A 24,770-nucleotide genomic window follows, 5' to 3' on the forward strand; every position below is an offset into this window, starting at 1 on the left:
TTTATCAGATATTAGTCTTCCAACCGCCACCCAATGCCTTGTACAGCGCGATGCTGGCCTGCAGGCGTGACAGTCGCAATTGCACGTTCAAGTCCTGGGCAGCATAAAGCGTGCGCTGGGTTTCCAGTACCGTAAGCAGGTCCTCGGCGCCCGCTTGGTAGCGGCTTTCAGCAATCTGGAAAGCGGTCTGGGCCTGCTGCAATTCTTCTGTTTGCCATTGGCGCTGCTGGTCCAGGCGCGTGATGCTGCTGAGGGCTTTTTCCACATCGGCAAAACCGTTGATGATCGCACCGCGATAGGCGTACAGCAGCTCATCCTGGCGCGCTCGGGCCTTGTCGCGTTCGGCGCTTAAACGGCCGTTGTTGAAGATCGGCCCTGCCAGTCCGGCAGTCAGCGTGTAATACGGGCTGCGCAGGATGTCCACGGCCTTGTAGGCGTCGGAGCCCAGTGTGGCGCCGAGGGTCAAGGCTGGCAGCATCGCGGCGCGCGCCACGGTGACGTCCGCTTGCGCGGCGGCCAGTTGGGCCTCTGCCTTGGCAATATCGGGGCGGCGGCTGAGCAACTGGCTGGGCATGCCGGTGCCGATGGTTGGCCATGTCAGGGCCTGGAAGGGCTCGGCGCCCAGGTCCAGGGTTTGAACCGGCTGGCCAAGGAGAGCCGCGAGGGTGATCCGGGATTCTTCGGCCAGTTGCTGAATCAATGGCAGTTGGCGTCGCTGGCTGGCGACCAGGCTTTTCTGTTGGGCCAGTTCCAGCGCCGTGGCGGAGCCCGCGTCGTAGCGGGTTTGCACCAGGTCGAGCACGTTGCGTGCATTGGCCAGGTTCAGCTCGGCGATTTGCTGGCGCTGACGTGCGGCCAGGGTTTGCGCGTAGCGGTCGGCCACGTTGCTGAGCAAGGTCAGTTCCACGGTGGCCTGATCGAACTCACTGGCCCGCAGGCCCTGCAGGGCGCTGTCTCGGGCGGCGGCGCGGCCGCCCCAGAAATCCACTTCATAACTGGCCGTCAAGCTGGCGCCGAAATTGTCGACCGCGTCGTCGCTCTGCGAGACGTCCAGGTCTGGTCCGCCCTGGCCGTGCAGCAGCTTCTGGTGGCTGGTGGCGAGGTCGAACTTCACCTCGGGTAGCAACGGCGCCCCGGCGATCACTGCACTGGCCTGGGCCTGCCGCACACGGGCCATGGCGGCGGCCACGTCGACACTGTCACGCCGGGCCTGTTCGACCAGCCGGTTCAATTGCGGGCTGCCGAATTGCGTCCACCAGCGCTGGTTGGTGGCCTGGGCCGCGTCGCGCTCGGCGAACTGCCAGGCGGCCGGCGGCGCAATATCGCTGTCCACCGCGGGTTGATCGCCGGCGCACGCACTGAGCAGCAGGCACAGGCTGACTAGGGACAGCTGCGAGGGGATGGATCGTTTATTCACTGGTCAACGCCTTAACCGGATCGAGCCGGGCAGCTTTACGGGCCGGCATAAAGCCGAATACGACGCCGGTGACCAGCGCACAACCAAATGCGCCAAGCACCGCCACCAGGGAAAACTGCACCGCCACCTTGGCCAGCACCAATACGCCGCCCACCAGCAGGGCCAGGGCAATGCCGCACAAGCCGCCGACCACCGAGAGCATGACCGCCTCGGTAAGGAACTGGCGCAGGATGTCGCGTTGGCGCGCACCGGTGGCCATGCGGATGCCGATTTCGCGGGTGCGCTCGCGCACGGTCATCAGCATGATGTTCATCACGCCAATACCGCCCACCAGCAAGGAAATCGCGGCAATCGAGCCCAACATCAGCGACAGGGTGTTCTGGGTACGGGCCTCGGCCTGAATCATTGCGGCGTTGTTGGTCAACTCGTAGTCGGGTTTGCCGTTGTGCAGCTTCTGCATAAGTTGGTCGATGGCCACTTCGGCTTCGTGGACCCTGCCTGCATCGGCGGCGGCAATCACCACGTATTCGGGGTCGTAGCTGCCAAACAAACGCACGCTGGCGGCGGTGTAGGGGATGGCGATACGGTCGTCGCTGTCCTTATCGCCGGAGGCGGCGCCTTTTTCCGCCAGCACACCGATCACCTGAAACGGCACGTTCTCGATCAGGATGTATTGTCCGATCGGATTGACCTGGCCCTTGAACAGCTTTTCGCGGATACGGTGGCCGATCACCGCGACCGTAGCCCCGCTGCGCTCGTCGGCGGTGGTGAAGTAGCTGCCCTCGACCACCGGCCAATTGAAGATATCCGGGAAGTTGGTGTCGTTGCCGCCCACGTACGCCATGTAGTCGACGTTGCCATAGCGCACGCCTGCTTTGCTGCCGTTGACCGGCATGATGCGCTTGACCTGGGGCAACGCACCCAGTGCCTCGACGTCATTGAGGGTGATGACGCCCAGTGGCGTGCGTGGGTTGGGCGATGCACCGCTCAAATAAAGAATGTTGGAGCCGAACGCGCCCATCTGCGCCATGACCTGGCGCTTGCTGCCTTCGCCGACCGCCAGCATCACCACCACCGACGCCACGCCGATGATGATCCCCAGCAGGGTCAATGCGGTGCGAAAACGGTTGATCCACATCACCCGCCAGGCGGCTTGTACCGCGTCCACCAATTCGGCTTTCCACGCGCCGTTATGCTCCGCACCGTCGACCAGGCGTTGACGCAGGTCCACGGCTTGCAACGCGCCGCTGGCGGCTGTTGGGGCGGTTTCACTGTCATCGGCCGAGTCGCTGATGATCAGGCCATCGCGAATCTCGATGATACGGTTGGCCCGCGCGGCGACTTCGCGGTCGTGGGTGATCAGGATCACCACGTGGCCCTGGCTGGCCAGTTCGTCGAGCAGGGTCATCACCTCGGCGCCGCTATGGCTGTCGAGGGCACCGGTGGGTTCGTCGGCGAGAATGATATGGCCGCCGTTCATCAGTGCGCGGGCAATGGACACCCGCTGCTGCTGACCGCCGGACAGTTGATGTGGACGGTTACCGGTACGCTCGGCCAGGCCCAGACGGGTCAGCAGGGCGTTGGCTCGGGCATGGCGTTCGGACGCGCTGATACCGGCGTAGATCGCCGGCATCTCGACGTTCTCCTGGGCCGTGCCTGAAGGAATCAGGTGGTAGCCCTGGAACACAAAACCAAAGGCCTCGCGGCGTAGCCAGGCCAATTCATCACTGTCCAGGTGGGCGACGTTTTCCCCGGCGAACAGGTAGTCCCCGACCGAGGGCCGATCGAGGCAGCCGAGGATGTTCATCAGCGTGGACTTGCCGGAGCCGGACGCACCGACGATGGCGACGAATTCCCCGGCATGGATCGACAGGTCGATGCCGCGCAACACGTCCACCTGTGGGCTGTCGCCACCGCCGTAGGACTTGCGGATGTTCTTGAGTTCGATCAGAGGCGTGGTCAACTCAACCCCCGCTGCCAGCAGCCGGGCCGATCAACAGGTGGTCGCCTTCGTTCAGTCCACCGAGTACCTGCACCCGCAGGCGATCACTGATGCCCAGTTGCACCTCGCGCTCCTCGATGCGGCCGTTCTCCGTGACAACACGGGCGATCTGTTTGTCGGCGCTGTGGCTGCCCAGCAGGGCGGCGACCGGCGCGGTCAGGGCATCCTTGACCTGGCTGGCGACAAAAAACACTTGGGTGGTCATTTCGGCCATCAACGCGTTATCGCCGTTGTCGACATCCAGCAGCACGGTGTACAGCACCACGCGGCCGGTGCCGCTTTTGCCGGAGCTATTAGGGCTGCCGCTGCCCTGGGTTTCGTTCAAGGGCTGGGGTGGAATCGGCAAGATCTGCCGCACGGTGCTGGTCCAGCGCCGGGTGCCGCCGCTCAGGGTGGTGAAGTAGGCCGTCATGCCGGGTTTTACATGGCCGATGTCGGCCTCCGAGACTTCGGCCCACACGGTCATCGGCGACAACTTGGCGATGCGCAGGATCAACGGCGTCTGCTGCTGGGCATTGAGGGTCTGGCCGACCCGCGCGTCCACGGCAACCACCGTGCCGGTCATTGGCGCGTAGATGCGCGTATAGCCCAGCTCCGCTTCATCGCTGCGCAGGCTGGCCTGAGCCTGCAGGATCTGCGCCTGGAACATATTGACCCGGGCCTGGGTGGCGCTCAGTTCGGCCTTGGCGGTCTGCACATCCTCTTCGCGGGTGGCGTTGCCGGCGACCAGACGCTGCTGGCGCTGGTACTTCTGCCGCGCCAGTTCGTGCTGGGCCTTCTGCTCCTGCAGCTGGGCCTTGAGGTTTTCGATGGCGTAGCGGCTGGCATCGAGCTTGGCTTTTTGCGTCGAGGGGTCGATCTCTACCAGCAATTGGCCTTCCTGCACCTGGTCGCCGGCTTCAACATGGATCTTGCGAATCTGCCCGGACGCCTGGGCGCCCACGTCCACGTAACGACGTGGCTGCAGGGTGCCCAAAGCGGTCACGCTGTTTTCGATATCGCCGCGGGTCACGGTGACGGTGGTCAGCGTGTCGCGGCCGGTCGGCAGTACTTGCCAGGCGGCGACCGCGATGACGGGAATCAGGCACGCCACAACTAGCAGGGCGCGTCGGGCAGGTCGAGGGCGTTTCATGCTTAGGTTCCAGCCAGGAAAGTTCGGAGCGCAGTTGCGCAGAGCTGACAGTTAAACGAGAGAAACGCGTGAGGATTTAGGCTGTTACACACTGTGTAACGGGTCGTTTGCGTAAAAAAAACGACCGGTGGCGCAAGACTTGTTTAAAAGTAGATGAGAATTACTATAAATTGCACGCACCCAAACTGCCATTACGCTATGGGTTGTCATTTTCAGGTACTCAAGGAACGGATATCGCCTTTCTGTGGCGGTCGGGAGTCATGTTGGAAAACTACTATCGCGAGCTGGTGTGTTTCCTCAACGCCAAGCTGGGCAACCGTCAGGTGGCCGAAGATGTGGTGCATGACGCCTACGTTCGGGTACTTGAGCGTTCCAGCGCTGTCCCCATCGACCAGCCCCGCGCGTTTTTATACCGCACGGCGCTGAACCTGGTGATCGACGGGCATCGGCGCAACGTACTGCGCCAGCACGAGCCGCTGGAAATACTCGACAGCGAAGAACGCTTCTCCCCCAGTTCCCCCCACGCCAGCCACGACCAAGGCCAACGCCTGGAGCTGCTTGATCGTGCCCTGGCCGAGTTGCCGAAAGCCTGCCGCGACAGCTTCCTGCTGCGCAAACTCGACGGGCTGACCCACCTGCAGATTGCCGAGCGCCTGGGTATTTCCCGCGCCCTGGTGGAAAAACATATCGTCAACGCCATGAAGCACTGTCGGGTGCGGATGCGCGAGTGGGAAGGGCACTGATCGCTGATCAGGTAAATTTTATTTCACTGTCCTCGTTTCCTATCAACACATGACCTGTTGTGCAGGTCTTGAAGGTATTCCTGCCCCATCGCCAAGGGGCTTATCCAGAGGACACTGGAATGACACAGGCAATTGCTTCGCCCGCGGTTCACGACCTTATCGGTATCGGTTTCGGCCCATCGAACCTGGCGCTGGCCATCGCTCTGCAGGAACGAGAGAAAACCCAGGGCAAGCTGGACGCGCTGTTTCTCGACAAGCAGGCCGACTACCGCTGGCATGGCAATACCCTGGTGACCCAGAGCGAACTGCAGATTTCGTTCCTCAAGGACCTGGTGACCCTGCGCAACCCCACCAGCCCGTACTCCTTCGTCAATTACCTGAAAGCCCACGACCGCCTGGTGGACTTCATCAACCTGGGCACCTTTTACCCGTGCCGCATGGAGTACAACGACTACCTGCGCTGGGTCGCGGCGCAATTCCAGAACCAGGGCCGTTATGGCGAGGAAGTACTGGCCATCGAGCCGATCCTGCATCAGCAGCAGGTCGAGGCACTGCGCGTGATTTCCCGCGATGCCCACGGTGAGCAGCACGTGCGCACGACGCGCTCGGTGGTGGTCAGCGCCGGTGGTACGCCACGAGTGCCTGCGGCGTTCAAAGGGCTCAAGGATGACAACCGCGTATTTCATCACTCCCAGTACCTGGCCCGCGTGGCGCAGCAACCCTGTGTGGACGGCAAGGCGATGCGCATCGCGATCATTGGCGGTGGCCAGAGCGCGGCTGAAGCCTTCATCGACCTCAATGACAGCTATCCGTCGGTGCAGGTCGACATGATCCTGCGCGGTTCGGCGCTAAAGCCGGCCGATGACAGCCCGTTCGTCAATGAGGTGTTCTCGCCGGCCTTCACCGACCTGGTGTTCCAACAAGTGGGGGCCGAGCGCGAGCGTTTGGTCGCGGAGTACCAGAACACCAACTATTCGGTGGTCGATCTGGACCTGATCGAGCGTATCTACGGGATTCTCTACCGCCAGAAAGTCTCCGGCATCGCCCGTCACGCGTTCCGCACCATGACCGTGGTGGAAAAAGCGGTGGCCGGCCCGATGGGTATTGAGTTGACCCTGCGCAACAATGCCAACGGTGACATCACCGTCAATCATTACGATGCGGTGGTGCTGGCCACCGGCTACGAGCGTCAGATGCACCGCGAACTGCTGGCGCCTCTGGAAGCGTATATGGGTGATTTCGAAGTGGCTCGTGACTACCGCATCGTGACCGACGATCGCTGTAAGGCGGGTATCTATATCCAGGGCTTCAGCCAGGCCAGCCATGGTTTGAGCGACACATTGCTGTCGATTCTGCCGATTCGCGCGGATGAAATTGCCGCGTCGTTGTATGAATACGACCGCAGCCGAGGCAAGGCGCGTTCGGTGCAGGACCTGCTGTTGGCCACCGCCAGCTGACAGACTGCACTTGTGACCCGGAGGGCTGCCTGATACTGTACAAAAAACCAGTATCGGTAGCCTTCCATGCAGTTGATCGAAAAACTCAGCATCCTCGCCGACGCCGCCAAGTACGACGCTTCGTGTGCCAGCAGTGGCGCACCCAAGCGCAGTTCGGAGGGCAAGGCGGGGCTGGGTTCAACCGATGGCATGGGCATCTGCCACAGCTATACGCCCGACGGCCGTTGCGTGTCGTTGCTCAAGGTGCTGCTTACCAACTTCTGTCTCTACGACTGCCAATACTGCGTCAACCGCCGCTCCAGCGACGTGCCCCGCGCGCGTTTCAGCCCGGAGGAGGTGGTCACCCTGACCCTCGATTTCTACAAGCGCAACTGCGTCAGCGGGCTGTTTCTCAGCTCCGGCATCATTCGTTCGGCCGACTACACCATGGAGCAGCTGGTACGGGTGGCGAAGCTATTGCGTGAAGAGCATGACTTCCGCGGCTATATCCACCTCAAGACCATTCCCGACGCCGACCCTGCGCTTATCGCCGAAGCCGGGCGCTACGCCGACCGGCTGAGCGTGAACATCGAACTGCCCACCGAGGCCAGCCTGAACACCCTGGCGCCGGAAAAACAAATCGTCACCATCAAGCAGGCCATGCAGACCATCTACACCGGCGAACAGACCGTGTTCAACGAACCTCGCGCCCCGCGTTTCGCCCCGGCTGGGCAGAGCACGCAGATGATCGTCGGCGCCGACGATACCGATGACAGCACCATCCTGCACGGCGCCGAGGCGCTGTATGGCAACTTCAAGCTGCGCCGCGTGTATTACTCGGCGTTCAGCCCCATCCCCAACAGCCCGAAAAGCGTGCCCCTGGCCGCGCCGCCTTTGATGCGTGAGCACCGTCTGTACCAGGCGGATTTCCTGCTGCGCAGCTATGGCTTCAGCGCCAATGAATTGTTCGAAGGCCCCGGCCATCTGGCGTTGGATATCGACCCCAAGCTGGCTTGGGCCCTGGAGCATCGTGAGGTGTTTCCCCTTGATCTGAACCGCGCCGAACCCACGCTTATTGCGCGCATCCCAGGTATCGGCCTGCGCACCACCCAACGCCTGGTGGACCTGCGTCGTGAACGCAAGATTCGCTTCGAAGACCTGGCCCGCATGCGCTGCGTGCTGGCCAAGGCCAAGCCGTTTTTCATCACCAGCGACTACCACCCGCAACAGGCTGACAGCACCAGCGTGCTGCTGCGCGAACAACTGCGCGATCGTCCGCAACCGCAACAGATGGGGTTGTGGGGATGATCAGCCTGGAATGCGACAACCTGTTCAGCACCTGGCGCGATCAGGCTCGCTGGTTGCTCAGCCATCAGGTCGACCCCAGCCAGGTGAGCTGGGGTGAGGCCGAAGTGGCGGATTTGTTCGCCACTGACGAGGCGATTCCTGAAGGGCTCGGTCCGTTTCAGGCGCGGATTCCCAAGGCGCTGATCGAGCTGCTGGAGTCTGCGTCCTGCTATCACGGCGACCAGCGTTGGAGCCTGTTGTATGAGGTGCTGTGGCGGGTCAGCCATGGCGACCGCACGGCGATGCTGGCGGGCGACAAGCTGGGCAGCGAATTGCAGCGGCGCATCAAACAGGTCAGCCGTGAAGCCCATCACCTGCATGCGTTTGTGCGGTTCATAGCGTTACCGGCAGAGGCGGGGCCTGAACTGCCGGAGTATGTGGCCTGGCATGAGCCGGCCCATGACATCTTGAAATCGGCTAGCCAGCACTTTGTCGGGCGTATGGGGCGTCATCGTTGGATGATCGCTACGCCGTTGGATGGGGTGTATTACGACGGTGAACAGCTGATTCATCAGCGCGAGTGCCCCGAGGCGTGGCAGCAATTGGCGCAGAATGTCGAAGACCCGCACAGCGCTATGTGGCTGACTTACTACAGCCATATTTTCAATCCGGCGCGGTTGAATCCCAAGGTAATGGAAGGGCACTTGCCCAGCCGGTTCTGGAAGAATCTGCCGGAGGGCAAGTTGATACCGGGGTTGATCAGCGAGGCGCGCACGGGCAAGCAGAAGGATGGGCAGGCGAAGCTGGTGGCGGCGCGCCAAGGTAAGAAAATCTTAAGCGGGCATGGTTAAAAATGTGGGAGGGGCTCAGGCCAGTTCGATGGCGGTATTTTTCACCACCGCCAACTCCGGATGCGCCACCAACTTATCAATGTGCAACTCATCATTGTTCAGCCAGATCTCCGATACCACCCGGTAGTGCTCCATGTCCCGACAGCGCATGCGCAGACTGTAGTCAAACGGCCCGCTGATCAACTGGCATTCGAACACCTGGGGGCAGGCTTTGATGCAAGCTTCGAAGGCCTTTTGCGCCGAGCGCCCGCTTTGGTTGGACAAGGCCACCAGCACCAGCAACGACAGCCCTGGCGAGACCATCTGCACGTCGATGATCGCCCCATACCCACGGATCACTCCACGGCGCTCCAGCTTGCGCACCCGCTCCAGGCAAGGCCTGGGGGTAAGGTGCACCAGTGACGAGAGCTTTTCATAGGTGATCCGCCCCTGATGGCGCAGTACTTCGATGATTGCCTCATCGATGCGATCCAGCGCGGGGGAGGTATGGGGTCCGTTGGCCTTGGTATCCATGGGTTTCACTTCAAACGGTTGGAAAGAAATTGCTGCAAGCGCTCGCTTTTGGGGTGGTCGAGGATCTCGGCGCTGCCTTGTTCCTCGACCCGTCCCTGGTGCAAGAACAGCACTTGGCTGGACACCTGGCGGGCAAAGCCCATCTCGTGGGTGACCATCAGCATGGTACGACCTTCCTCGGCCAACGTCTGTATGACTTTGAGGACTTCTCCTACAAGTTCTGGGTCCAGTGCGGACGTCGGCTCATCGAACAGAATGATTTCCGGCTCCATCGCCAAGGCCCGTGCAATCGCCACGCGCTGTTGCTGGCCGCCGGACAGGAACGCCGGGTATTGATCTGCCACGCGGCCTGGCAGGCCGACCTTGTCCAGGTACATCCGTGCGCGTTTTTCCGCCTCGGCCGCACTTACGCCCAGCACCCGGCGCGGCGCCATGGTGATGTTTTCCAGCACGGTCATGTGGCTCCACAGGTTGAAGTGCTGGAACACCATGGCCAGGCGCGTGCGCAGGTTCTGCAATTGCGCCTGATCCGGGGCACGGGTGCCGGCACGCCCTTGCTGCATTTCTATGCTGATGCCGTCCAGGGTGATGACTCCAGCGTCGGGCTGCTCCAGAAAGTTGATGCAACGCAGCATGGTGCTTTTGCCGGAGCCGCTGGCGCCGATCAGGCTGATCACATCGCCTTGGCGCGCGTTAAGGGAAACACCCTTGAGCACTTCGTGCTCGCCGTAGCGTTTATGAATGCCTTCGACTTGCAGCTTGATGGCAGCAGTTGCAGCCTTGGTAGCGGGAACATCGACAGGATAAGTGGCCAGGGCCTGCGCGGACTGATTCATGGGTTAGCCTCGGGTAGGAACAAGAAAACGCATCCAGCGACGTTCGGCCAGTCGAAACAGGCCCACCAGTGCAAAGGACAGCAACATGTACAGCAGGGCAGCGATGCCAAAGGCCTGGAACGTCAGGAACGTCTCGGCATTGGCGTCGCGGGCCACTTTGAGGATATCGGCGACGGTGGCGGTGAACGCCAGCGAGGTGGCGTGCAACATCAGGATCATTTCATTGCTGTAGGCCGGCAACGCGCGGCGCAGGGCGGCGGGCACCACCACAAACAGATTCAAGCGCCAGCCGTGCAGACCGTACGCGCGGGCGGCTTCGATCTCGCCATGGGGGATATTGCGAATCGCCCCGGCGAAGATCTCCACGGTGTAGGCGCAGGTGTTCAAAACAAACGCCAGCAGGGTGCAGTTCAGCGCATTGCGGAAAAACTGGTTGAGCAGGGCGTTGTCCTGCACCACTTCAAGGCTGTAGAGCCCGGTGTAGCAAATCAGCAGTTGGATATACAGCGGCGTGCCGCGAAACAAGTAGGTGTAGACCTCTACCGGCCAGCGCAGCCAGAAGTGCTCCGAGACCCGCGCCAGTGCCAGGGGAATCGACAGAATGAAGCCCAGCACCACCGAGATGATGAACAGCCACAGGGTCATGGCCACGCCGGAAAGGCCCGAGCCATCACTGAACAGGTAGGCCAGGCCGTATTGCTGGAACAATTCGATCATCGCGCCATCCCCTTGATGCCGAGGTTATAGCGCCGCTCGAGGCGCTTGAAGATGCGGTTGGAGAGGGTGGTGATCACCAGGTAGACCAGGCCGGCAAGGATCAGGAAGTACAGCGGCTCGTTGGTGGTCTTGCCGGCGTTTTGCGCGGCTTTGACCAGATCCGACAGGCCGATGATCGACACCAGCGCCGTGGACTTGAGCAGTACCAGCCAGTTATTGCCCAGGCCCGGCAAAGCGAAGCGCATCAACTGCGGAAACAGCACCAGATGAAACCGCTGCCAGCGACTCAAGCCATAGGCGGTGGCGGCTTCCAGTTGGCCGACCGGCACACTGAGGATTGCGCCACGGAAGTTCTCGGTGAAATACGCGCCGTAGATAAACCCCAGTGTGATCACGCCGGCGGTAAACGGGTCGATTTCAAAATAGTCCCAGCCGACGCGTTCGGTCAGGTCGTTAAGCCACAGTTGCAGGCTGTAGAAAATCAGCAGGATCAGCACCAGGTCCGGCACGCTACGGATCAACGTGGTGTACAGCGTGGCCGGCACCCGCAGCCATTTGGCGCTGGACAGCTTGGCGCCCGCGGCGAGCAGGCCGAGGGTGAGGCTCAAGGCCAGCGCGAGGAACGCCAGCTTGAGCGTCATCCAGGCACCCTGGGCCAGCATGGGGCCGTAGCCTTGCAGGTTGAGGAGTTCGTTCATGGGGGGAATCTCTAAAGGGCGCAGACATACCCCTGTGGGGGGGCTTTTGTGGGAGGGGGCTTGCTCCCGATGAGGGTGTGTCAGTTGATGCAGTTGTGACTGACCCACCGCTATCGGGAGCAAGCCCCCTCCCACGCAAATCTTTTCCCACAGGGATTGTGTTGGCTTATTCGTTGTAGATGTCCTGATCGCCGAAGTACTTCTTCTGGATCTGCGCGTAGGTGCCATCGGCCTGGACGGCGGCGATGCCCTTGTTGATCAGCGCACGCAATTCCTGGTCGTTCTTGCGCAACCCCATGGCGATATCCAGCGGCAGGGTCGGGTCCTTGAAGGCCGGGCCGGTCTTGAAGTCGGCGCCTTCAGGTTTGGACAGGAAGTTGAGCTGGGCTTCGAGTTTGTCGGTGAGGGTCGCGTCGAGGCGGCCGTTTTGCAGGTCGGCGTAGTTCTGTTCCTGGGACTGGTAGGCCTTGACCTGAGCCCCGAGCTTAGCCAGGTGCGCACGGGCATAGGCTTCCTGCAACGAGCCTTGCAGTACGCCGACCTGCTTGCCTTTCAACGATTCAGGCGTGTCGCCGAAGTCGGCGCTTTTGCGGGTGATCACGGAGGTTGGGCTGAGGAACAGCCGGTCGCTGAAGTCGATGACTTTTTCACGGGCCGGCGTCACGCGCCATGGACGACATGATGGCGTCGAATTTGCGCGCGCGCAGCGCCGGGATCATGCCGTCGAATTCGTTGTGCACCCAGGTGCATTTGACTTCGAGCTTGGCGCAGATGGCATTGCCCAATTCGATATCGAAGCCTTGCAGGCTGCCGTCAGCGGCCACGGATTCAAAGGGTGGGTATTCGGGGAATACGCCGAAGCGGATTTCTTTCCAGTCTTGGGCGTGGGCGGCGCTGGCGCACAGTGGCAACAGCAACGCAGCGAAAAGTGATCGCAGTGGAATCATGTGTCAGTCCCTATATTTTGTAATTGATGTCAGGGCAGTAAAAAGGGTGCGGCTTGCATTCATTCGGTGACTCTTCGGTCGGGCTCAGAATGCTTGATGGTGGTGCTTTTTTTGTGTCGTTTACCCGGTGCTCAAAGCGCAAATTGCGCTGTTAAAACGAGCATTGCAGCGGAATCGGCTGTTGCACCCGCTGAATCGGCTTTTCAGCTCTGTAAATCGGGCCTGCCCTCGGCGCAAAGGGGCAGGCCAGAGCGGTCTCACGCGCGCTTTTTGTGCTGTGCGCGTGGCTGCTGGGCCAGGCGTGCGAACAGGTCTTTCGGGTCGGCCAGGTCCGGCACCAACTCCAACTCGCTGCCCACATCCAGAGCCTTGGCCACGTCGAGCACGTAGCGCAGGGCCGAGTAGTCTTCGATGGCAAAACCTACCGAGTCGAACAGGGTGACCTGGCGCTCATGCTCGCGGCCGGCGACCTGGCCGTTGATCACCTGCCACAGTTCAGTCACTGGTGAGTCTTCCGGCATGTGCTGGATCTCACCTTCGATACGGCTTTGCGGCTCGTACTCGACGATGACCCGGGCGCGCTCGACGATGCGTCGGTCCAGCTCGGTCTTGCCCGGGCAGTCGCCGCCCACGGCGTTGAGGTGCATGCCGGGTTCGATCATGTCGTCAGTGAGGATGGTGGCGTAGGCCTTGTCCGCGGTCACGGTGGTGACGATATCCGCGCCCTTGACCGCTTCCGCCACGCTGCCGGCCAGGATCACCCTGATCGCCGGGAAGGCCTTGAGGTTGGCTGCCAGTTTGGCAGTGGCCTTGGCGTCGATATCGAACAGGCGGATTTCGTTGATGCCGAGCATGGCGTGGAAGGCCAGGGCCTGAAACTCGCTCTGCGAGCCGTTGCCGATCAACGCCATGCTGCGGCTGTTGTCTCGGGCCAGGTAACGCGCGACCAGCGCCGAGGTGGCGGCGGTGCGAATGGCGGTAGTCAGGGTCATTTCTGCCAGCAGCACTGGTTTGCCGGTGTCCACGTCGCCCAACGCACCGAACGCCATGACGGTGAGCATTCCGGCGAGGGTGTTTTTTGGGTGGCCGTTGACGTACTTGAAGGCGTACAGCGACGCGTCTGACACCGGCATCAACTCGATCACGCCATCCGGCGAGTGGTTGGCCAGGCGCGCGCACTTTTCAAAATCCTGCCAGCGCAGGTAGTCAGCGCGAATGTACTCGGCCATCTCGGTGATGCAGGTTTGCAGGCCTTTTTGCGAGACCAGGTAGCTGAGGTCGTTGACGTCGATATAGCGGGTCATGGCAAGACTCCTTATTGAAATGAGGGGCGGGCGGGCAGGTGCACTTCCGCGAGCATGCAGCGGGCACTGCCGCCGCCGATGCGTTCGATGTTGTCGATATTCACCACCACAGGCCGCGTATGGCGTTCCACATGCTGGCGCTGGGCCGGTTGCAGTGCGCCCCAGGCGCTGGCAGACATCACCAGCAGCGGCTGGCCGTCGCGGTCGTGGACTTCAAGCATGTTGCCGGCGAAGGCTTCCAATTGGTCGAAGTCGAGGGCGAGGATGTCCTTGCCGGTGTCGCGCAGGGAGCGTTCCAGGGCCAGGCGTTCGTTTTGGTCGGGCAGGGCTTGCAGGCACACCACCGACAGGTCGCGGCCGACGCTCATCATCACGTTGCTGTGGTAGATCGGCGCGTGGTGGCGGTCAACCGCATGGAATACGCAGAGCCGGTAGTCGAGGCGTTCGGCGAATTCGCGCAGCGCATCCTGATGGGTGCGCCCGGAGTGGCAGGCGTAGCTGATGCGGTGTTGGCGGTCGAGCACCATGCTGCCGGTGCCTTCGAGGAATATGTTCTGTTGTTCGAGGTGGCTGAGGTCGATGGTGCTGTTGATCGCAAAACGTTGCTCCAGCACTTGCAACACACCCTTGTTGCGCTCCAGTCGTCGGTTCTGGCCTTCCATCGGGTACAGCACCAGGCTGCCGTCGGCGTGGCTGCTCCACCAGTTGTTGGGGAAGATTGAGTCGGGAGTGTGGGGCGCCAGAGTGTCCTGCACCACCAGCACTTCTACGCCGTGCTGGCGCAGGGTGTCGACATAACCGTCGAACTCTTCCAGCGCTTTCTGCTGTGCGCTGAGCGGGTCAAGGGGCGGGCGTTGAAAGCGGTTGTTGATCGCAGTGTCCGGGTTGAAGGCAAAGCGCGCCGGGCGAATCATCAAGACGGTGTTGGTGGTTTGCATGGGTGCACGGATCCATGAGTAAGGCGGTGAACAAAGATGCAGTGGGGCTATTTTGTGGCTTGTGCGGGATGAATCCCGGCTGAAACCCAGGGGCGGCTCAGCCGGGAAAGCTGAAAAGGGGGGTAGGCCAGCCGAATCGGCTGCGAGAGGTGGAATGCGGTCAAAATGCGGGAGGGGCAAGCCCCCTCCCACATTGGTACAGTGGCGCCTGTTATAGCGCCGTCAGCCAGGAGGAATCATGTCTACCGCCGTTCGTCTCGCCCAACCCACCGATGCCGAAGGGATCAGCCAGGTCATCCTGGCGGCCCTGCACAGCAGCAATGCGCGGGATTACCCGGCGGACGTGATTGCCCGTGTGGCGAGCAACTTCACGCCGGACGCGGTGTTGGCCTTGCTCAAGCGGCGTGTCGTGCTGGTGGCGATTGAGGATCAGAGGGTGGTCGCCACGGCGGCACTTGATGCCAATGTGGTGCGCTCGGTGTTCGTCAACCCGACCTTGCAAGGGCAGGGCATTGGCCGGTTGCTGATGATGGAAATCGAACTACGCGCCCGCGAAGCAGGAGTCACCGTATTAAGTGTGCCGTCTTCGCTGACTGCCGAGCCGTTCTACACCAAGCTTGGGTTTCACACGGTGCGCGATGTTTACCATGGCAACGAGCGCACGCTGGTGATGGAAAAGACGTTGTCATCGCGCTACCCCATCGGGCCATATCGCGATCGTCCGCATCGCGCGCAGGTGATTGAGCTATGGCAGGCGGCGTTTGGTTATGACACGGCCCATAACCTGCCTAGCCTGGCGATCGATAAGAAGCTGGCGGTCAATGACGGGTTGTTCTTCGTGGCGACGGATAAAAAAACCGTGATCGGCACCATTCTCGCCGGGTACGACGGGCATCGTGGTTGGCTCTATTCGGTGGCGGTGCACACGGACTACCGGCGTCATGGCCTGGGCTCTTCGCTGGTGCGGCATGCGGAACAGGCGTTGACGGCGCTGGGCTGCATGAAGATCAACCTGCAGATCACCAGTGGCAATGAGGCGGTGGCGGGGTTTTACGAGGCGCTGGGGTATGGGGTGGAGGCGAGGGTCAGCATGGGGAAGAAGATTGCCGAGAATATCCCGAAAGAGTCTTGAATACGCCGGAGAGCAAATGTGGGAGGGGGCTTGCTCCCGATGGCGGTGTATCAGTCAACAGATTCATTGACTGACCCACTGCTATCGGGGGCAAGCCCCCTCCCACATGGGATATGCGTTGAGGCTGTTAGACCTTCACGATCCAACCCGCTGGTGCTTCGACGTCGCCGGTCTGCACACCGGTCAGCTCTTTGTAGAGCTTCTGGGTGATCGGGCCGACTTCGGTTTCGCTGTGGAACACATGCAGGTTGCCGTTGTACTGGATGCCGCCGATCGGCGAGATCACCGCAGCAGTACCGCAGGCGCCGGCTTCCTTGAAGTCAGCCAGCTTGTCGATGAACACTTCGCCTTCAACCACTTCCAGGCCCAGGCGGGTCTTGGCCAGTTCGATCAGCGACAGGCGGGTGATGCCTGGCAGCACCGAAGGCGACTTCGGCGTGATGAACGTGTTGTCGTGGGTAATCCCGAAGAAGTTGGCCGAGCCGACTTCTTCGATCTTCGAGTGGGTCATCGGGTCCAGGTAGATCGCATCGGCGAAACCGGATTTTTTCGCTTCAGAGCCCGGCATCAAGCTGGCCGCGTAGTTGCCGCCCACTTTCGCAGCACCGGTGCCTTGTGGCGCGGCGCGGTCGAAGGTGGAGATCTGGAAGTTGTGTGGCACCAGGCCGCCCTTGAAGTAGGCACCGACCGGAATGCAGAACACCGAGAAGATGAACTCCGGCGCGGTACGCACGCCGATGTTGTCACCGGTGCCGATTACGAACGGGCGCAGGTACAGCGCGCCGCCACTGCCGTACGGCGGGATGAAACGCTCGTTGGCCTTGACCACCTGTTTGCAGGCGTCGATGAACACGTCGGTCGGCACATGGGGCATCAGCAGGCGGGCGCAGCTGCGTTGCATGCGCGCGGCATTCTGGTCCGGACGGAACAGGTTGATCGAGCCATCCTTGCAGCGGTAGGCCTTGAGGCCTTCAAAGCACTGCTGGCCATAGTGCAGAGCGGTGGAGCCCTCACTGATGTGCAGCACGTTGTCGTCAGTCAGGGAGCCTGCTTGCCACTCGCCGTCTTTAAAGGTCTGGATATACCGTTTGTCGGTCTTGATGTAGTCAAAACCCAGCTTGTCCCAATTGATGCTTTCGTTACCCATGACACCCTCTATCTTTGGTCAAGTCGGTTTTTTTCTGAATGGGCGCAACAATACTTCATTCTTGGCTTGTGTGGGAGCCACTGGGTGGACGCCTTCAGCCTCTGTATTGACCGATCCACCGCTATCGGGGGGCAAGCCCCGTCCCACATGTGGAATGCATTCCCCTGTGGGAGGGGCGGTGCGACGATTCGACTTGCCCCCGATGGCCTCACCACGGTTTTACAGATGCAACGCGTGGCCCAATGCGCGCAGCGCAGCTTCCTGGACCGCCTCGCCGAGCGTCGGGTGAGCGTGGATGGTGCCGGCTACATCCTCCAGGCGCGAACCCATTTCCAGGCTCAGGCCGAACGCAGTGGACAGCTCAGATACACCCACACCCACGGCCTGCCAGCCGACAATCAGATGATTGTCACGCCGCGCCACCACCCGCACGAAGCCGGTTTTCGACTCCAGGGTCATCGCCCGGCCGTTGGCTGCGAAGGGGAAACTCGACACGATGCAGTCCAGGCCGGCGGCCTTGGCTTCATCGGGCGTCTTGCCGACCACCACCAGTTCCGGGTCGGTAAAGCACACCGCCGGGATCGCCGCCGGGTTGAATTCGCGGTGTTGACCGCTGATCAGTTCGGCAACCATTTCGCCCTGGGCCATGGCGCGGTGGGCGAGCATCGGCTCGCCGCTCAAGTCGCCGATGGCGTACACATTGCGCATGCTGGTCTGGCAACGGCTGTCGATCTTGATTGCCGCGCCATTCATCGCCAAGTTCAGCGCTTCAAGGTTCCAGCCTTGGGTGTTGGGTTTGCGACCCACGGCCACCAGGACCTGATCGGTCTTCAGCGACACCGTATCGCCGTTCGGATCACGCACTTGCAGGCAGTTGTCGGCAAACCCGGTGACGCTGTGCTTGAGGTACAGCTTCACCCCCAGTTGCTTGAGAGATTCGTTCACCGGCTGGGTCAGCTCGGCGTCGTAAGCCGGCAGGATGCGATCCTGGGCCTCGACCACACTCACCTCAGCGCCCAGCTTGCGGTAGGCAATCCCCAGCTCAAGGCCAATGTAGCCGCCGCCCACCACAATCAGGCGCTTGGGCACCCGGGTCGGCGCCAGGGCTTCGGTGGAGGAGATGATCGGCCCGCCAATTGGCAGCATTGGCAGGTTGACGCTTTTCGAACCGGTGGCCAGCAGCAGGTGTTCGCACTGGATGCGCTGGTCGCCAACGTCGACGGTCTTGCCGTCCACCACCTTGGCCCAGCCGTGGATCACCTGCACTTTGTGCTTTTTAAGCAGTGCGGCGACGCCAGTGGTCAGGCGGTCGACGATGCCGTTTTTCCATTCAACGCTTTTGCGGATGTCCAGGGTCGGCACATCCACTTCGATACCCAGTTGCGAACCCTGGCTATGGTGGATGGTTTGCTGAAACTGCTCGGCCACATGGATCAAGGCCTTGGACGGAATGCAGCCGATGTTCAGGCAGGTGCCGCCCAACGCCTGGCCTTCCACCAGGATGGTCGGGATGCCCAGTTGGCCGGCGCGAATGGCGGCCACATAACCGCCAGGGCCGCCGCCGATAATCAGCAGCGTGGTATGCAATGTCTGAGTCATGTCCTTACTCCAGGAACAGGCTGGCGGGTTGTTCGAGCAGGCCGCGAATGGCCTGGATGAATTGCGCCGCGTCCATGCCATCGACCACGCGGTGATCGAAGGAGCTGGAGAGGTTCATCATTTTGCGAATCACGATCTGGCCCTTGATCACCATCGGCCGCTCAACGATACGGTTGACGCCAACGATGGCCACCTCCGGCAAGTTAAGCACCGGGGTGCTGACGATGCCGCCCAAGGCGCCCAGGCTGGTCAAGGTAATGGTCGAACCCGACAACTCGTCACGACTGGCCTTGCCATTGCGCGCGGCCGTGGCCAAACGCGCGATTTCCTCGGCATTGCCCCACAGGCTGCGGGCTTCGGCGTGACGCACCACCGGCACCATCAAGCCCACGTCGCTCTGGGTGGCGACGCCCACATGCACCGCGCCGAGGCGGGTGATGACCTGGGCTTCGTCGTCATAACGCGCGTTGATTTGCGGGAAATCCCGCAGCGCCACGACCATGGCGCGCACGATAAACGGCAGTAACGTCAGCTTGCCGCGCGTTGCGCCATGCTTCTCGTTGAGGTGCACGCGCAGCTCGTCGAGGGCGGTGACGTCGATCTCTTCCACATAGCTGAAATGCGCGGCACGGCGGGTGGCGTCCTGCATGCGCTGGGCAATCTTGCGGCGCATGCCGATCACCGGGATCTGTTCTTCGGTGTTGCGTTCGGCGTAAGGGTTGGCTGCCGTCGAAGCGTTTGACGCCCCTTGTTGCAGGTAGGCGTCGAGGTCTTCGTGCAGGATCCGCCCGGCGGGGCCGGAGCCCTGGACCAGACGCAGTTGAATTCCGGCATCCAGCGCATGCTTGCGCACGGCGGGGGAGGCCAGGGGGCGTTCATCGGCATCGCGGGCCACAGGGGCCTGTGCGGTCACGACGGGCGCGGGCTTGCTTTCAACCACTGGTGCAGGTTTGGCCTCGACAACGGGAGCAGCTTTCACCGGCTCCGCCACCACGGGCGCCTCCTTGGCGTTGCCCGCACCTTCTACTTCAATGCTGATCAGAATACTGCCCACGGCCATCACTTCACCCGGCTCGCCGCCAAGGGAAATCACTTTGCCGTGCACCGGCGAGGGAATATCCACCATCGCCTTGTCGGTCATCACATCCGCCAGCACCTGGTCTTCGACGACCATGTCGCCGACCTTCACATGCCAGACCGACAGTTCAACTTCCGCGATGCCTTCGCCAATGTCCGGCATCTTGATAACGTGCGTGCCCATTCAGACCTCCATGACCCGTTTCAACGCCGCGCCCACTCGGGACGGGCCTGGGAAATACGCCCACTCCTGCGCGTGCGGGTAAGGGGTGTCCCAACCGGTGACGCGTTCGATCGGCGCTTCCAGGTGGTGGAAGCAATGCTCTTGCACCAGCGCCACCAATTCGGCACCAAAACCGCAGGTGCGGGTGGCTTCGTGCACCACCACGCAACGGCCGGTCTTCTTCACGGATTTGACGATGGTCTCCAGGTCCAGCGGCCACAGGCTGCGCAGGTCGATGACTTCGGCGTCGATGCCGGTTTCTTCGGCAGCGACTTGGGACACATACACCGTGGTGCCGTAGGTCAGCACGGTGACTGCCGAACCCGGACGCACAATGGCGGCCACGTCCAGCGGCACGGTGTAGTAACCGTCCGGCACTTGCGCTTGCGGGTGTTTCGACCACGGTGTTACCGGGCGGTCGTGGTGGCCATCGAACGGGCCGTTGTACAGGCGTTTAGGCTCAAGGAAGATCACCGGGTCATCGTTTTCGATGGACGCAATCAGCAGGCCTTTAGCGTCGTAGGGGTTGGACGGCATCACCGTGCGCAGGCCGCAGACCTGGGTGAACACCGCTTCGATACTCTGGCTGTGAGTCTGGCCGCCGTAGATGCCGCCGCCGCAGGGCATGCGCATGGTCAGCGGTGCCGTGAACTGGCCGGCCGAGCGATAACGCAGGCGCGCCGCTTCGGAGATGATCTGGTCGGTGGCGGGGTACACATAGTCGGCAAACTGAATCTCAGCCACCGGGCGCAGGCCATAGGCACCCATGCCCACGGCCACGCCGATAATGCCGCTTTCCGAGATCGGTGCGTCGAACACCCGCGAGCTGCCGTACTTGGTCTGCAAGCCTTCGGTGCAACGGAACACACCGCCGAAGTAACCCACGTCCTGGCCGAACACCACCACGTTGTCATCACGTTCAAGCATCACATCCATGGCCGAGCGCAGGGCCTGGATCATGGTCATGGTGTTGGTGGTCATGGCGGTTTCCAATTCGATGCTGTTGTTGTGATCGTTCATGTCAGACCCCCAACTCTTGACGCTGGCGCTTCAAGTGCTCCGGCATCTCTTTATAGACGTCTTCGAACATGGTCGCGGCGCTTGGAATCTGGCCACCGGCCAGGGTGCCGTACTGTTCGGCCTGTTTCTGCGCGGCGATCACCTCGGCTTCAAGTTCAGCACTGACCGCCGCGTGTTCCTCTTCGGACCACTGGCCAATCTTGATCAGGTGCTGTTTGAGACGAGCAATCGGATCGCCCAACGGGAAGTGGCTCCAATCATCGGCGGGGCGGTATTTGGACGGGTCATCGGACGTGGAGTGCGGGCCGGCGCGGTAGGTGACCCACTCGATCAGGCTCGGGCCGAGGTTGCGCCGCGCACGTTCAGCGGCCCAGGCGGAGGCAGCGTACACGGCGATAAAGTCGTTGCCGTCCACGCGCAGGGAAGCGATGCCGCAACCGACGCCGCGTCCGGCGAAAGTGGTGGCTTCACCGCCGGCGATGGCCTGGAAGGTGGAGATAGCCCATTGGTTGTTGACCACATTGAGAATCACCGGCGCGCGGTACACGTGGGCAAAGGTGAGGGCGGTGTGGAAGTCGGATTCGGCGGTGGCGCCGTCGCCGATCCAGGCCGAGGCGATTTTGGTATCGCCCTTGATCGCCGAGGCCATGCCCCAGCCCACGCCCTGAACGAATTGGGTGGCGAGGTTGCCGGAGATGGTGAAGAAGCCGGCGTCTTTCACCGAATACATAATTGGCAACTGGCGACCCTTGAGCGGGTCGCGCTCGTTGGACAGCAACTGGCAGATCAGGTCCACCAGTGGCACTTCGCGGGCCATCAGGATGCTTTGCTGGCGGTAGGTGGGGAAGCACATGTCGTCGATGTTCAACGCCAGGGCCTGGGCGCTGCCGATCGCTTCTTCGCCGAGGCTTTGCATGTAGAACGACATTTTTTTCTGACGCTGGGCGACCACCATGCGGTTGTCGAAGATGCGCGTCTTGAGCATCGCACGCATGCCTCTGCGCATGATCTCAGTGGAGACGCCCTCGGCCCACGGTCCCAAGGCTTGGCCCTGGTCGTCGAGTACGCGGATCAGGCCCTTGGCCAGGTCGGCGGTGTCGGCGGGTTCTACGTCGATGGCGGGTTTGCGCACCAGGCCGGCGTCGGTCAGGCGCAGGTAGGTGAAGTCGGTCTTGCAGCCTGGTCGGCCCGAGGGTTCAGGGACGTGCAGGCGCAGTGGTTCGTACTGCTGGGTCATGGCTTCTACGCTCGATCTTGTGAATTTCTTGTAGTGGGCGCGCTAGCTGACAGTCAGTCTTCGGGTAGAAGAAATCTTGTCCTACAACAATCATAGGCGTGGCGTAGAAGAATATTTATCTCTGTTTCGTTGCGCATGGGATCAATTGCGGATAAAAAACCTGCATAAACATAATAAACAGGTGATTTTGTCTCATGCGCAAACTGGACCGTACCGATATCGGCATTCTCAACGCTCTGCAGGAGAATGCCCGCATCACCAACGCCGACCTGGCCCGCTCGGTCAACCTGTCGCCCACGCCGTGTTTCAATCGGGTCAAGGCGATGGAGGAATTGGGCCTGATTCGCGAGCAGGTCACGCTGCTCGACGCCGATTTACTGGGGCTGCACGTCAACGTGTTTATCCATGTGAGCCTTGAAAAGCAGAACGAACTGGCGTTGCAGCAGTTCGAAGGCGCGATTTCCGACCGGCCCGAGGTGATGGAGTGCTATTTGATGGCCGGTGATCCGGACTATTTGATTCGGGTGTTGGTGCCGACGATCCAGTCGCTGGAGCGGTTCATGATGGACTTTCTGACCAAGGTACCGGGGGTGGCGAATATCCGCTCCAGTTTTGCCCTCAAACAAGTGCGTTACAAAACAGCATTGCCACTGCCAAGAGATGGACTGATGGTCTAATAAAGTGGCGCGGTTTCCCTTGGCACGTTAATAGTTAGCTAGACACCTAAACTCGCTATTTAAATATTTAGGATTGCCAATAAAAAAATACCTAATTAGTCACGTATTTTTCACGTCTGGTTTAACACATTAATCCCCATCAGGCCGTGAAGTTCGCGGCCCAGGAAAGGGGTGCGCCGCGATGTCCATGAGAGCCTTGAAGCTGAACTTCCGTACCACACTTTGTTTTGGTGTGGTGTGTCTTCTGCTGTTGATCCAAGGAGCAATGACGCTGATAAAAGTCGATAAAGTTTATTCATCGACGGTTGAAATCGAATCTAACTGGCTTCCCAGTATTCGTTCGGCAGGTGAAATAGATTCGGCTTTTTACAAACTTCGTCTTGATCTACGCCGCTATGCCATGGATATCGGGCGCCAGGATCCGGCCTCCCTTGAGAAGCTCAAAGCGACGCGCAAGGAAGCCCTTGATATTGCAGAGCGTTATGCGCCGTTAGTCTCAAGCCCCGAAGAACAAGCCAAGTACAACGACGCATTGACCGGCATAAAGAACTACAGCCAGAAGATGGATGAGTTCCTCGCGCAATCCTCGACGCTGTCCGCTGAACAGATGTCGACTTATTTGCGTGACGTCAATGGGCCGATTGCCCTTGATGTACAGCGTTCCATCAGCGAGTTGATCGCGTTGAATTCCGGTGGCTCCAATACGGCGGTTCAGGTGGCTTCCAGCGAATATGACGCGGCGCGTCTGTTCACTTGGATATTGATGGGCACCTCCTTGATGGTCACCGTCGTGGTTGCAAGCCTGTTTACCCGCAGCATCATTACTCCGGTCCGTGAACTGTTGGTATCAACCGGCAAGATTGCTGACGGCGATCTGCGCGTGGCGATTGCCATCAATGGCAACGACGAGTTGACCGAGTTGCAACGATCTACCGCGTCTATGCAAATGAACCTGAAAAGCACCTTGCAGCATATCTCGGAGGCGTCCGGGCAATTGGCTGCGGCGGCGGAGGAGATGAGCGCCATTACCCGCGAGTCCAGCGCCGGTATTGAACGCCAAAGCATGGAAACCGATCAGGCCGCGACGGCGGTTAACGAAATGACGGCGGCCGTGGAAGAAGTGGCGCGCAATGCGGTGTCGGCTTCCCAGTCAACGCAGGATTCCCAGCGCTCGGCCAAAGTCGGCCAGGAGCGTGTGACACAAACCATCGCCTCCATCGAGAAGCTCAGCGCCACGGTGCAGCAGACCGGCGTCGAAGTCGAAGGGTTGGCCAAGCAGGCCCAGGATATTGCCCGAGTGGTTGAAGTGATCCGTTCAATTGCCGAGCAAACCAACCTGCTGGCCTTGAACGCCGCCATTGAGGCGGCCAGGGCAGGGGAGCAGGGCCGAGGCTTTGCGGTCGTCGCCGACGAAGTGCGGGCATTGGCCCATAGAACCCAGACCTCGACCCAGGAAATCGAGCAGATGATCGCGAAAATCCAAACATGCTCCAGCGAAGCGGTGTCTTCCATGGCCCTTAACCGCAACGAAGCAGTGGATTCATTGAAGATCGCCCATGAAGCGGGCGCCGCGATTACTCAGATCACCGACGCCATTACCGACATCAATGACCGCAACCTGTTGATCGCCACGGCCTCTGAAGAACAGGCCCATGTGGCCCGCTCGGTGGACCAGAACCTGATCAGCATCCGTGATCTTTCCATCCAGAGCTCTTCGGCGGCTGGTCAGACGTCGATTGCCAGCCAAGAGCTGTCGCGGCTGGCGGTGGACCTCAAGCAGATCGTGTCGAAATTTGCCGTAGCCTGATCACACCTGCGTAACACCCTCGGAACATTC

At 61.0% G+C, this 24,770-nt stretch carries 21 protein-coding genes and 1 pseudogene; 7 read left to right on the top strand and 15 right to left on the bottom strand.

Annotated elements, in window-relative coordinates; genetic code table 11:
• Positions 1–4: 4 nt before the first annotated feature.
• The 3 genes from ACVWXD_RS06020 to ACVWXD_RS06030 are packed head-to-tail and all read right to left on the bottom strand — an operon-like array spanning position 5 to position 4,551.
• The gene (locus ACVWXD_RS06020; RefSeq protein WP_457370781.1) at positions 5–1,417 is read right to left on the bottom strand and encodes an efflux transporter outer membrane subunit; all 1,413 of its coding nucleotides are present in this window, start codon (positions 1,415–1,417) and stop codon (positions 5–7) included.
• Positions 1,410–3,380, bottom strand: coding sequence for a MacB family efflux pump subunit (locus ACVWXD_RS06025; protein WP_095184348.1), 1,971 nt, complete (start codon positions 3,378–3,380; stop codon positions 1,410–1,412). Before ACVWXD_RS06025 ends, ACVWXD_RS06020 begins: the two co-directional genes overlap by 8 nt.
• Before the next feature lies 1 nt (position 3,381).
• Positions 3,382–4,551 carry an efflux RND transporter periplasmic adaptor subunit gene (locus ACVWXD_RS06030; protein WP_457370782.1) on the bottom strand — a complete coding sequence of 390 codons (1,170 nt, stop codon included), beginning with the start codon at positions 4,549–4,551 and terminating at the stop codon, positions 3,382–3,384.
• A gap of 260 nt (positions 4,552–4,811) precedes the next feature.
• Between ACVWXD_RS06030 and ACVWXD_RS06035 the strand changes: the two genes are divergently transcribed.
• The 4 genes from ACVWXD_RS06035 to ACVWXD_RS06050 all read left to right on the top strand — a co-directional run bounded on the left by ACVWXD_RS06035 (position 4,812) and on the right by ACVWXD_RS06050 (position 8,868).
• On the top strand, positions 4,812–5,294 hold the full coding sequence (locus tag ACVWXD_RS06035) for a sigma-70 family RNA polymerase sigma factor (protein ID WP_099600935.1): 483 nt from the start codon (positions 4,812–4,814) through the stop codon (positions 5,292–5,294).
• Positions 5,295–5,413: 119 nt separating this feature from the next.
• Complete coding sequence (locus tag ACVWXD_RS06040) at positions 5,414–6,751, top strand: lysine N(6)-hydroxylase/L-ornithine N(5)-oxygenase family protein (protein ID WP_032888163.1); 1,338 nt, start codon at positions 5,414–5,416, stop codon at positions 6,749–6,751.
• A 66-nt stretch (positions 6,752–6,817) separates the two neighbouring features.
• Complete coding sequence (locus ACVWXD_RS06045) at positions 6,818–8,038, top strand: putative DNA modification/repair radical SAM protein (protein ID WP_032888160.1); 1,221 nt, start codon at positions 6,818–6,820, stop codon at positions 8,036–8,038.
• A complete protein-coding gene (locus tag ACVWXD_RS06050) occupies positions 8,035–8,868 on the top strand; it encodes a TIGR03915 family putative DNA repair protein (protein ID WP_260367804.1) in 834 nt (277 codons plus the stop codon). Before ACVWXD_RS06045 ends, ACVWXD_RS06050 begins: the two co-directional genes overlap by 4 nt.
• Before the next feature lie 15 nt (positions 8,869–8,883).
• Here ACVWXD_RS06050 and ACVWXD_RS06055 read toward each other — a convergent pair whose 3' ends face one another.
• The 7 genes and pseudogenes from ACVWXD_RS06055 to ctlX all read right to left on the bottom strand — a co-directional run bounded on the left by ACVWXD_RS06055 (position 8,884) and on the right by ctlX (position 14,821).
• Positions 8,884–9,381: an Lrp/AsnC family transcriptional regulator gene (locus ACVWXD_RS06055; protein WP_032888155.1), complete on the bottom strand. Its 498-nt coding sequence runs from the start codon at positions 9,379–9,381 to the stop codon at positions 8,884–8,886.
• Positions 9,382–9,386: 5 nt separating this feature from the next.
• On the bottom strand, positions 9,387–10,217 hold the full coding sequence (locus ACVWXD_RS06060; protein WP_233896853.1) for an ABC transporter ATP-binding protein: 831 nt from the start codon (positions 10,215–10,217) through the stop codon (positions 9,387–9,389).
• 3 nt (positions 10,218–10,220) lie between these two features.
• On the bottom strand, positions 10,221–10,934 hold the full coding sequence (locus ACVWXD_RS06065) for an ABC transporter permease (protein WP_032888153.1): 714 nt from the start codon (positions 10,932–10,934) through the stop codon (positions 10,221–10,223).
• Entirely contained in the window at positions 10,931–11,632 is a 702-nt protein-coding gene (locus ACVWXD_RS06070) for an ABC transporter permease (protein ID WP_032888150.1), read from the bottom strand. The genes ACVWXD_RS06065 and ACVWXD_RS06070 overlap by 4 nt, the downstream gene beginning before the upstream one ends.
• A gap of 166 nt (positions 11,633–11,798) precedes the next feature.
• Positions 11,799–12,579, bottom strand: a pseudogene (locus tag ACVWXD_RS06075) (ABC transporter substrate-binding protein).
• 257 nt (positions 12,580–12,836) lie between these two features.
• Complete coding sequence (locus ACVWXD_RS06080; protein WP_457370783.1) at positions 12,837–13,883, bottom strand: ornithine cyclodeaminase; 1,047 nt, start codon at positions 13,881–13,883, stop codon at positions 12,837–12,839.
• A gap of 11 nt (positions 13,884–13,894) precedes the next feature.
• Complete coding sequence (gene ctlX / locus ACVWXD_RS06085) at positions 13,895–14,821, bottom strand: citrulline utilization hydrolase CtlX (protein ID WP_457370784.1); 927 nt, start codon at positions 14,819–14,821, stop codon at positions 13,895–13,897.
• Positions 14,822–15,059: 238 nt separating this feature from the next.
• Between ctlX and ACVWXD_RS06090 the strand changes: the two genes are divergently transcribed.
• Positions 15,060–15,953 (top strand): GNAT family acetyltransferase, encoded by an 894-nt coding sequence (locus ACVWXD_RS06090; RefSeq protein ID WP_099600938.1) that lies wholly within the window; start codon positions 15,060–15,062, stop codon positions 15,951–15,953.
• Between the two features lie 127 nt (positions 15,954–16,080).
• Here the strand turns inward: ACVWXD_RS06090 and ACVWXD_RS06095 are convergent, their stop codons facing one another.
• The 5 genes from ACVWXD_RS06095 to ACVWXD_RS06115 form a co-directional block, all read right to left on the bottom strand.
• Positions 16,081–17,100, bottom strand: a complete 1,020-nt coding sequence (locus ACVWXD_RS06095; RefSeq protein WP_032888142.1) for a branched-chain amino acid aminotransferase — start codon at positions 17,098–17,100, stop codon at positions 16,081–16,083.
• A gap of 219 nt (positions 17,101–17,319) precedes the next feature.
• Positions 17,320–18,699 carry a dihydrolipoyl dehydrogenase gene (lpdA, locus tag ACVWXD_RS06100; protein WP_095184356.1) on the bottom strand — a complete coding sequence of 460 codons (1,380 nt, stop codon included), beginning with the start codon at positions 18,697–18,699 and terminating at the stop codon, positions 17,320–17,322.
• A 4-nt stretch (positions 18,700–18,703) separates the two neighbouring features.
• Positions 18,704–19,960: a dihydrolipoamide acetyltransferase family protein gene (locus tag ACVWXD_RS06105; protein ID WP_032888137.1), complete on the bottom strand. Its 1,257-nt coding sequence runs from the start codon at positions 19,958–19,960 to the stop codon at positions 18,704–18,706.
• Positions 19,961–21,019, bottom strand: a complete 1,059-nt coding sequence (locus ACVWXD_RS06110) for an alpha-ketoacid dehydrogenase subunit beta (protein ID WP_181643865.1) — start codon at positions 21,017–21,019, stop codon at positions 19,961–19,963.
• A 1-nt stretch (position 21,020) separates the two neighbouring features.
• Positions 21,021–22,256 (bottom strand): 3-methyl-2-oxobutanoate dehydrogenase (2-methylpropanoyl-transferring) subunit alpha, encoded by a 1,236-nt coding sequence (locus tag ACVWXD_RS06115; RefSeq protein WP_181643864.1) that lies wholly within the window; start codon positions 22,254–22,256, stop codon positions 21,021–21,023.
• Positions 22,257–22,450: 194 nt separating this feature from the next.
• Here ACVWXD_RS06115 and ACVWXD_RS06120 point away from each other — a divergent pair, with 194 nt between their 5' ends.
• Together ACVWXD_RS06120 and ACVWXD_RS06125 are read left to right on the top strand one after the other, a co-directional pair.
• Positions 22,451–22,933: an Lrp/AsnC family transcriptional regulator gene (locus tag ACVWXD_RS06120; RefSeq protein ID WP_015884756.1), complete on the top strand. Its 483-nt coding sequence runs from the start codon at positions 22,451–22,453 to the stop codon at positions 22,931–22,933.
• 187 nt (positions 22,934–23,120) lie between these two features.
• The gene (locus ACVWXD_RS06125) at positions 23,121–24,740 is read left to right on the top strand and encodes a methyl-accepting chemotaxis protein (RefSeq protein WP_457371577.1); all 1,620 of its coding nucleotides are present in this window, start codon (positions 23,121–23,123) and stop codon (positions 24,738–24,740) included.
• Positions 24,741–24,770: the final 30 nt, after the last annotated feature.

Source organism: Pseudomonas sp. TE3911 (assembly GCF_054062775.1).

Coding starts and splice junctions, on each gene's coding strand:
- ACVWXD_RS06030 (WP_457370782.1), bottom strand. CDS start 4,551: ATGAAACGCCCTCGACCTGCCCGACGCGCCCTGCTAGTTGTGGCGTGC.
- ACVWXD_RS06035 (WP_099600935.1), top strand. CDS start 4,812: ATGTTGGAAAACTACTATCGCGAGCTGGTGTGTTTCCTCAACGCCAAG.
- ACVWXD_RS06040 (WP_032888163.1), top strand. CDS start 5,414: ATGACACAGGCAATTGCTTCGCCCGCGGTTCACGACCTTATCGGTATC.
- ACVWXD_RS06045 (WP_032888160.1), top strand. CDS start 6,818: ATGCAGTTGATCGAAAAACTCAGCATCCTCGCCGACGCCGCCAAGTAC.
- ACVWXD_RS06050 (WP_260367804.1), top strand. CDS start 8,035: ATGATCAGCCTGGAATGCGACAACCTGTTCAGCACCTGGCGCGATCAG.
- ACVWXD_RS06055 (WP_032888155.1), bottom strand. CDS start 9,381: ATGGATACCAAGGCCAACGGACCCCATACCTCCCCCGCGCTGGATCGC.
- ACVWXD_RS06060 (WP_233896853.1), bottom strand. CDS start 10,217: ATGAATCAGTCCGCGCAGGCCCTGGCCACTTATCCTGTCGATGTTCCC.
- ACVWXD_RS06065 (WP_032888153.1), bottom strand. CDS start 10,934: ATGATCGAATTGTTCCAGCAATACGGCCTGGCCTACCTGTTCAGTGAT.
- ACVWXD_RS06070 (WP_032888150.1), bottom strand. CDS start 11,632: ATGAACGAACTCCTCAACCTGCAAGGCTACGGCCCCATGCTGGCCCAG.
- ACVWXD_RS06080 (WP_457370783.1), bottom strand. CDS start 13,883: ATGACCCGCTATATCGACGTCAACGACCTCAGCTACCTGGTCTCGCAA.
- ctlX (WP_457370784.1), bottom strand. CDS start 14,821: ATGCAAACCACCAACACCGTCTTGATGATTCGCCCGGCGCGCTTTGCC.
- ACVWXD_RS06090 (WP_099600938.1), top strand. CDS start 15,060: ATGTCTACCGCCGTTCGTCTCGCCCAACCCACCGATGCCGAAGGGATC.
- ACVWXD_RS06095 (WP_032888142.1), bottom strand. CDS start 17,100: ATGGGTAACGAAAGCATCAATTGGGACAAGCTGGGTTTTGACTACATC.
- lpdA (WP_095184356.1), bottom strand. CDS start 18,699: ATGACTCAGACATTGCATACCACGCTGCTGATTATCGGCGGCGGCCCT.
- ACVWXD_RS06105 (WP_032888137.1), bottom strand. CDS start 19,960: ATGGGCACGCACGTTATCAAGATGCCGGACATTGGCGAAGGCATCGCG.
- ACVWXD_RS06110 (WP_181643865.1), bottom strand. CDS start 21,019: ATGAACGATCACAACAACAGCATCGAATTGGAAACCGCCATGACCACC.
- ACVWXD_RS06115 (WP_181643864.1), bottom strand. CDS start 22,256: ATGACCCAGCAGTACGAACCACTGCGCCTGCACGTCCCTGAACCCTCG.
- ACVWXD_RS06120 (WP_015884756.1), top strand. CDS start 22,451: ATGCGCAAACTGGACCGTACCGATATCGGCATTCTCAACGCTCTGCAG.
- ACVWXD_RS06125 (WP_457371577.1), top strand. CDS start 23,121: ATGAGAGCCTTGAAGCTGAACTTCCGTACCACACTTTGTTTTGGTGTG.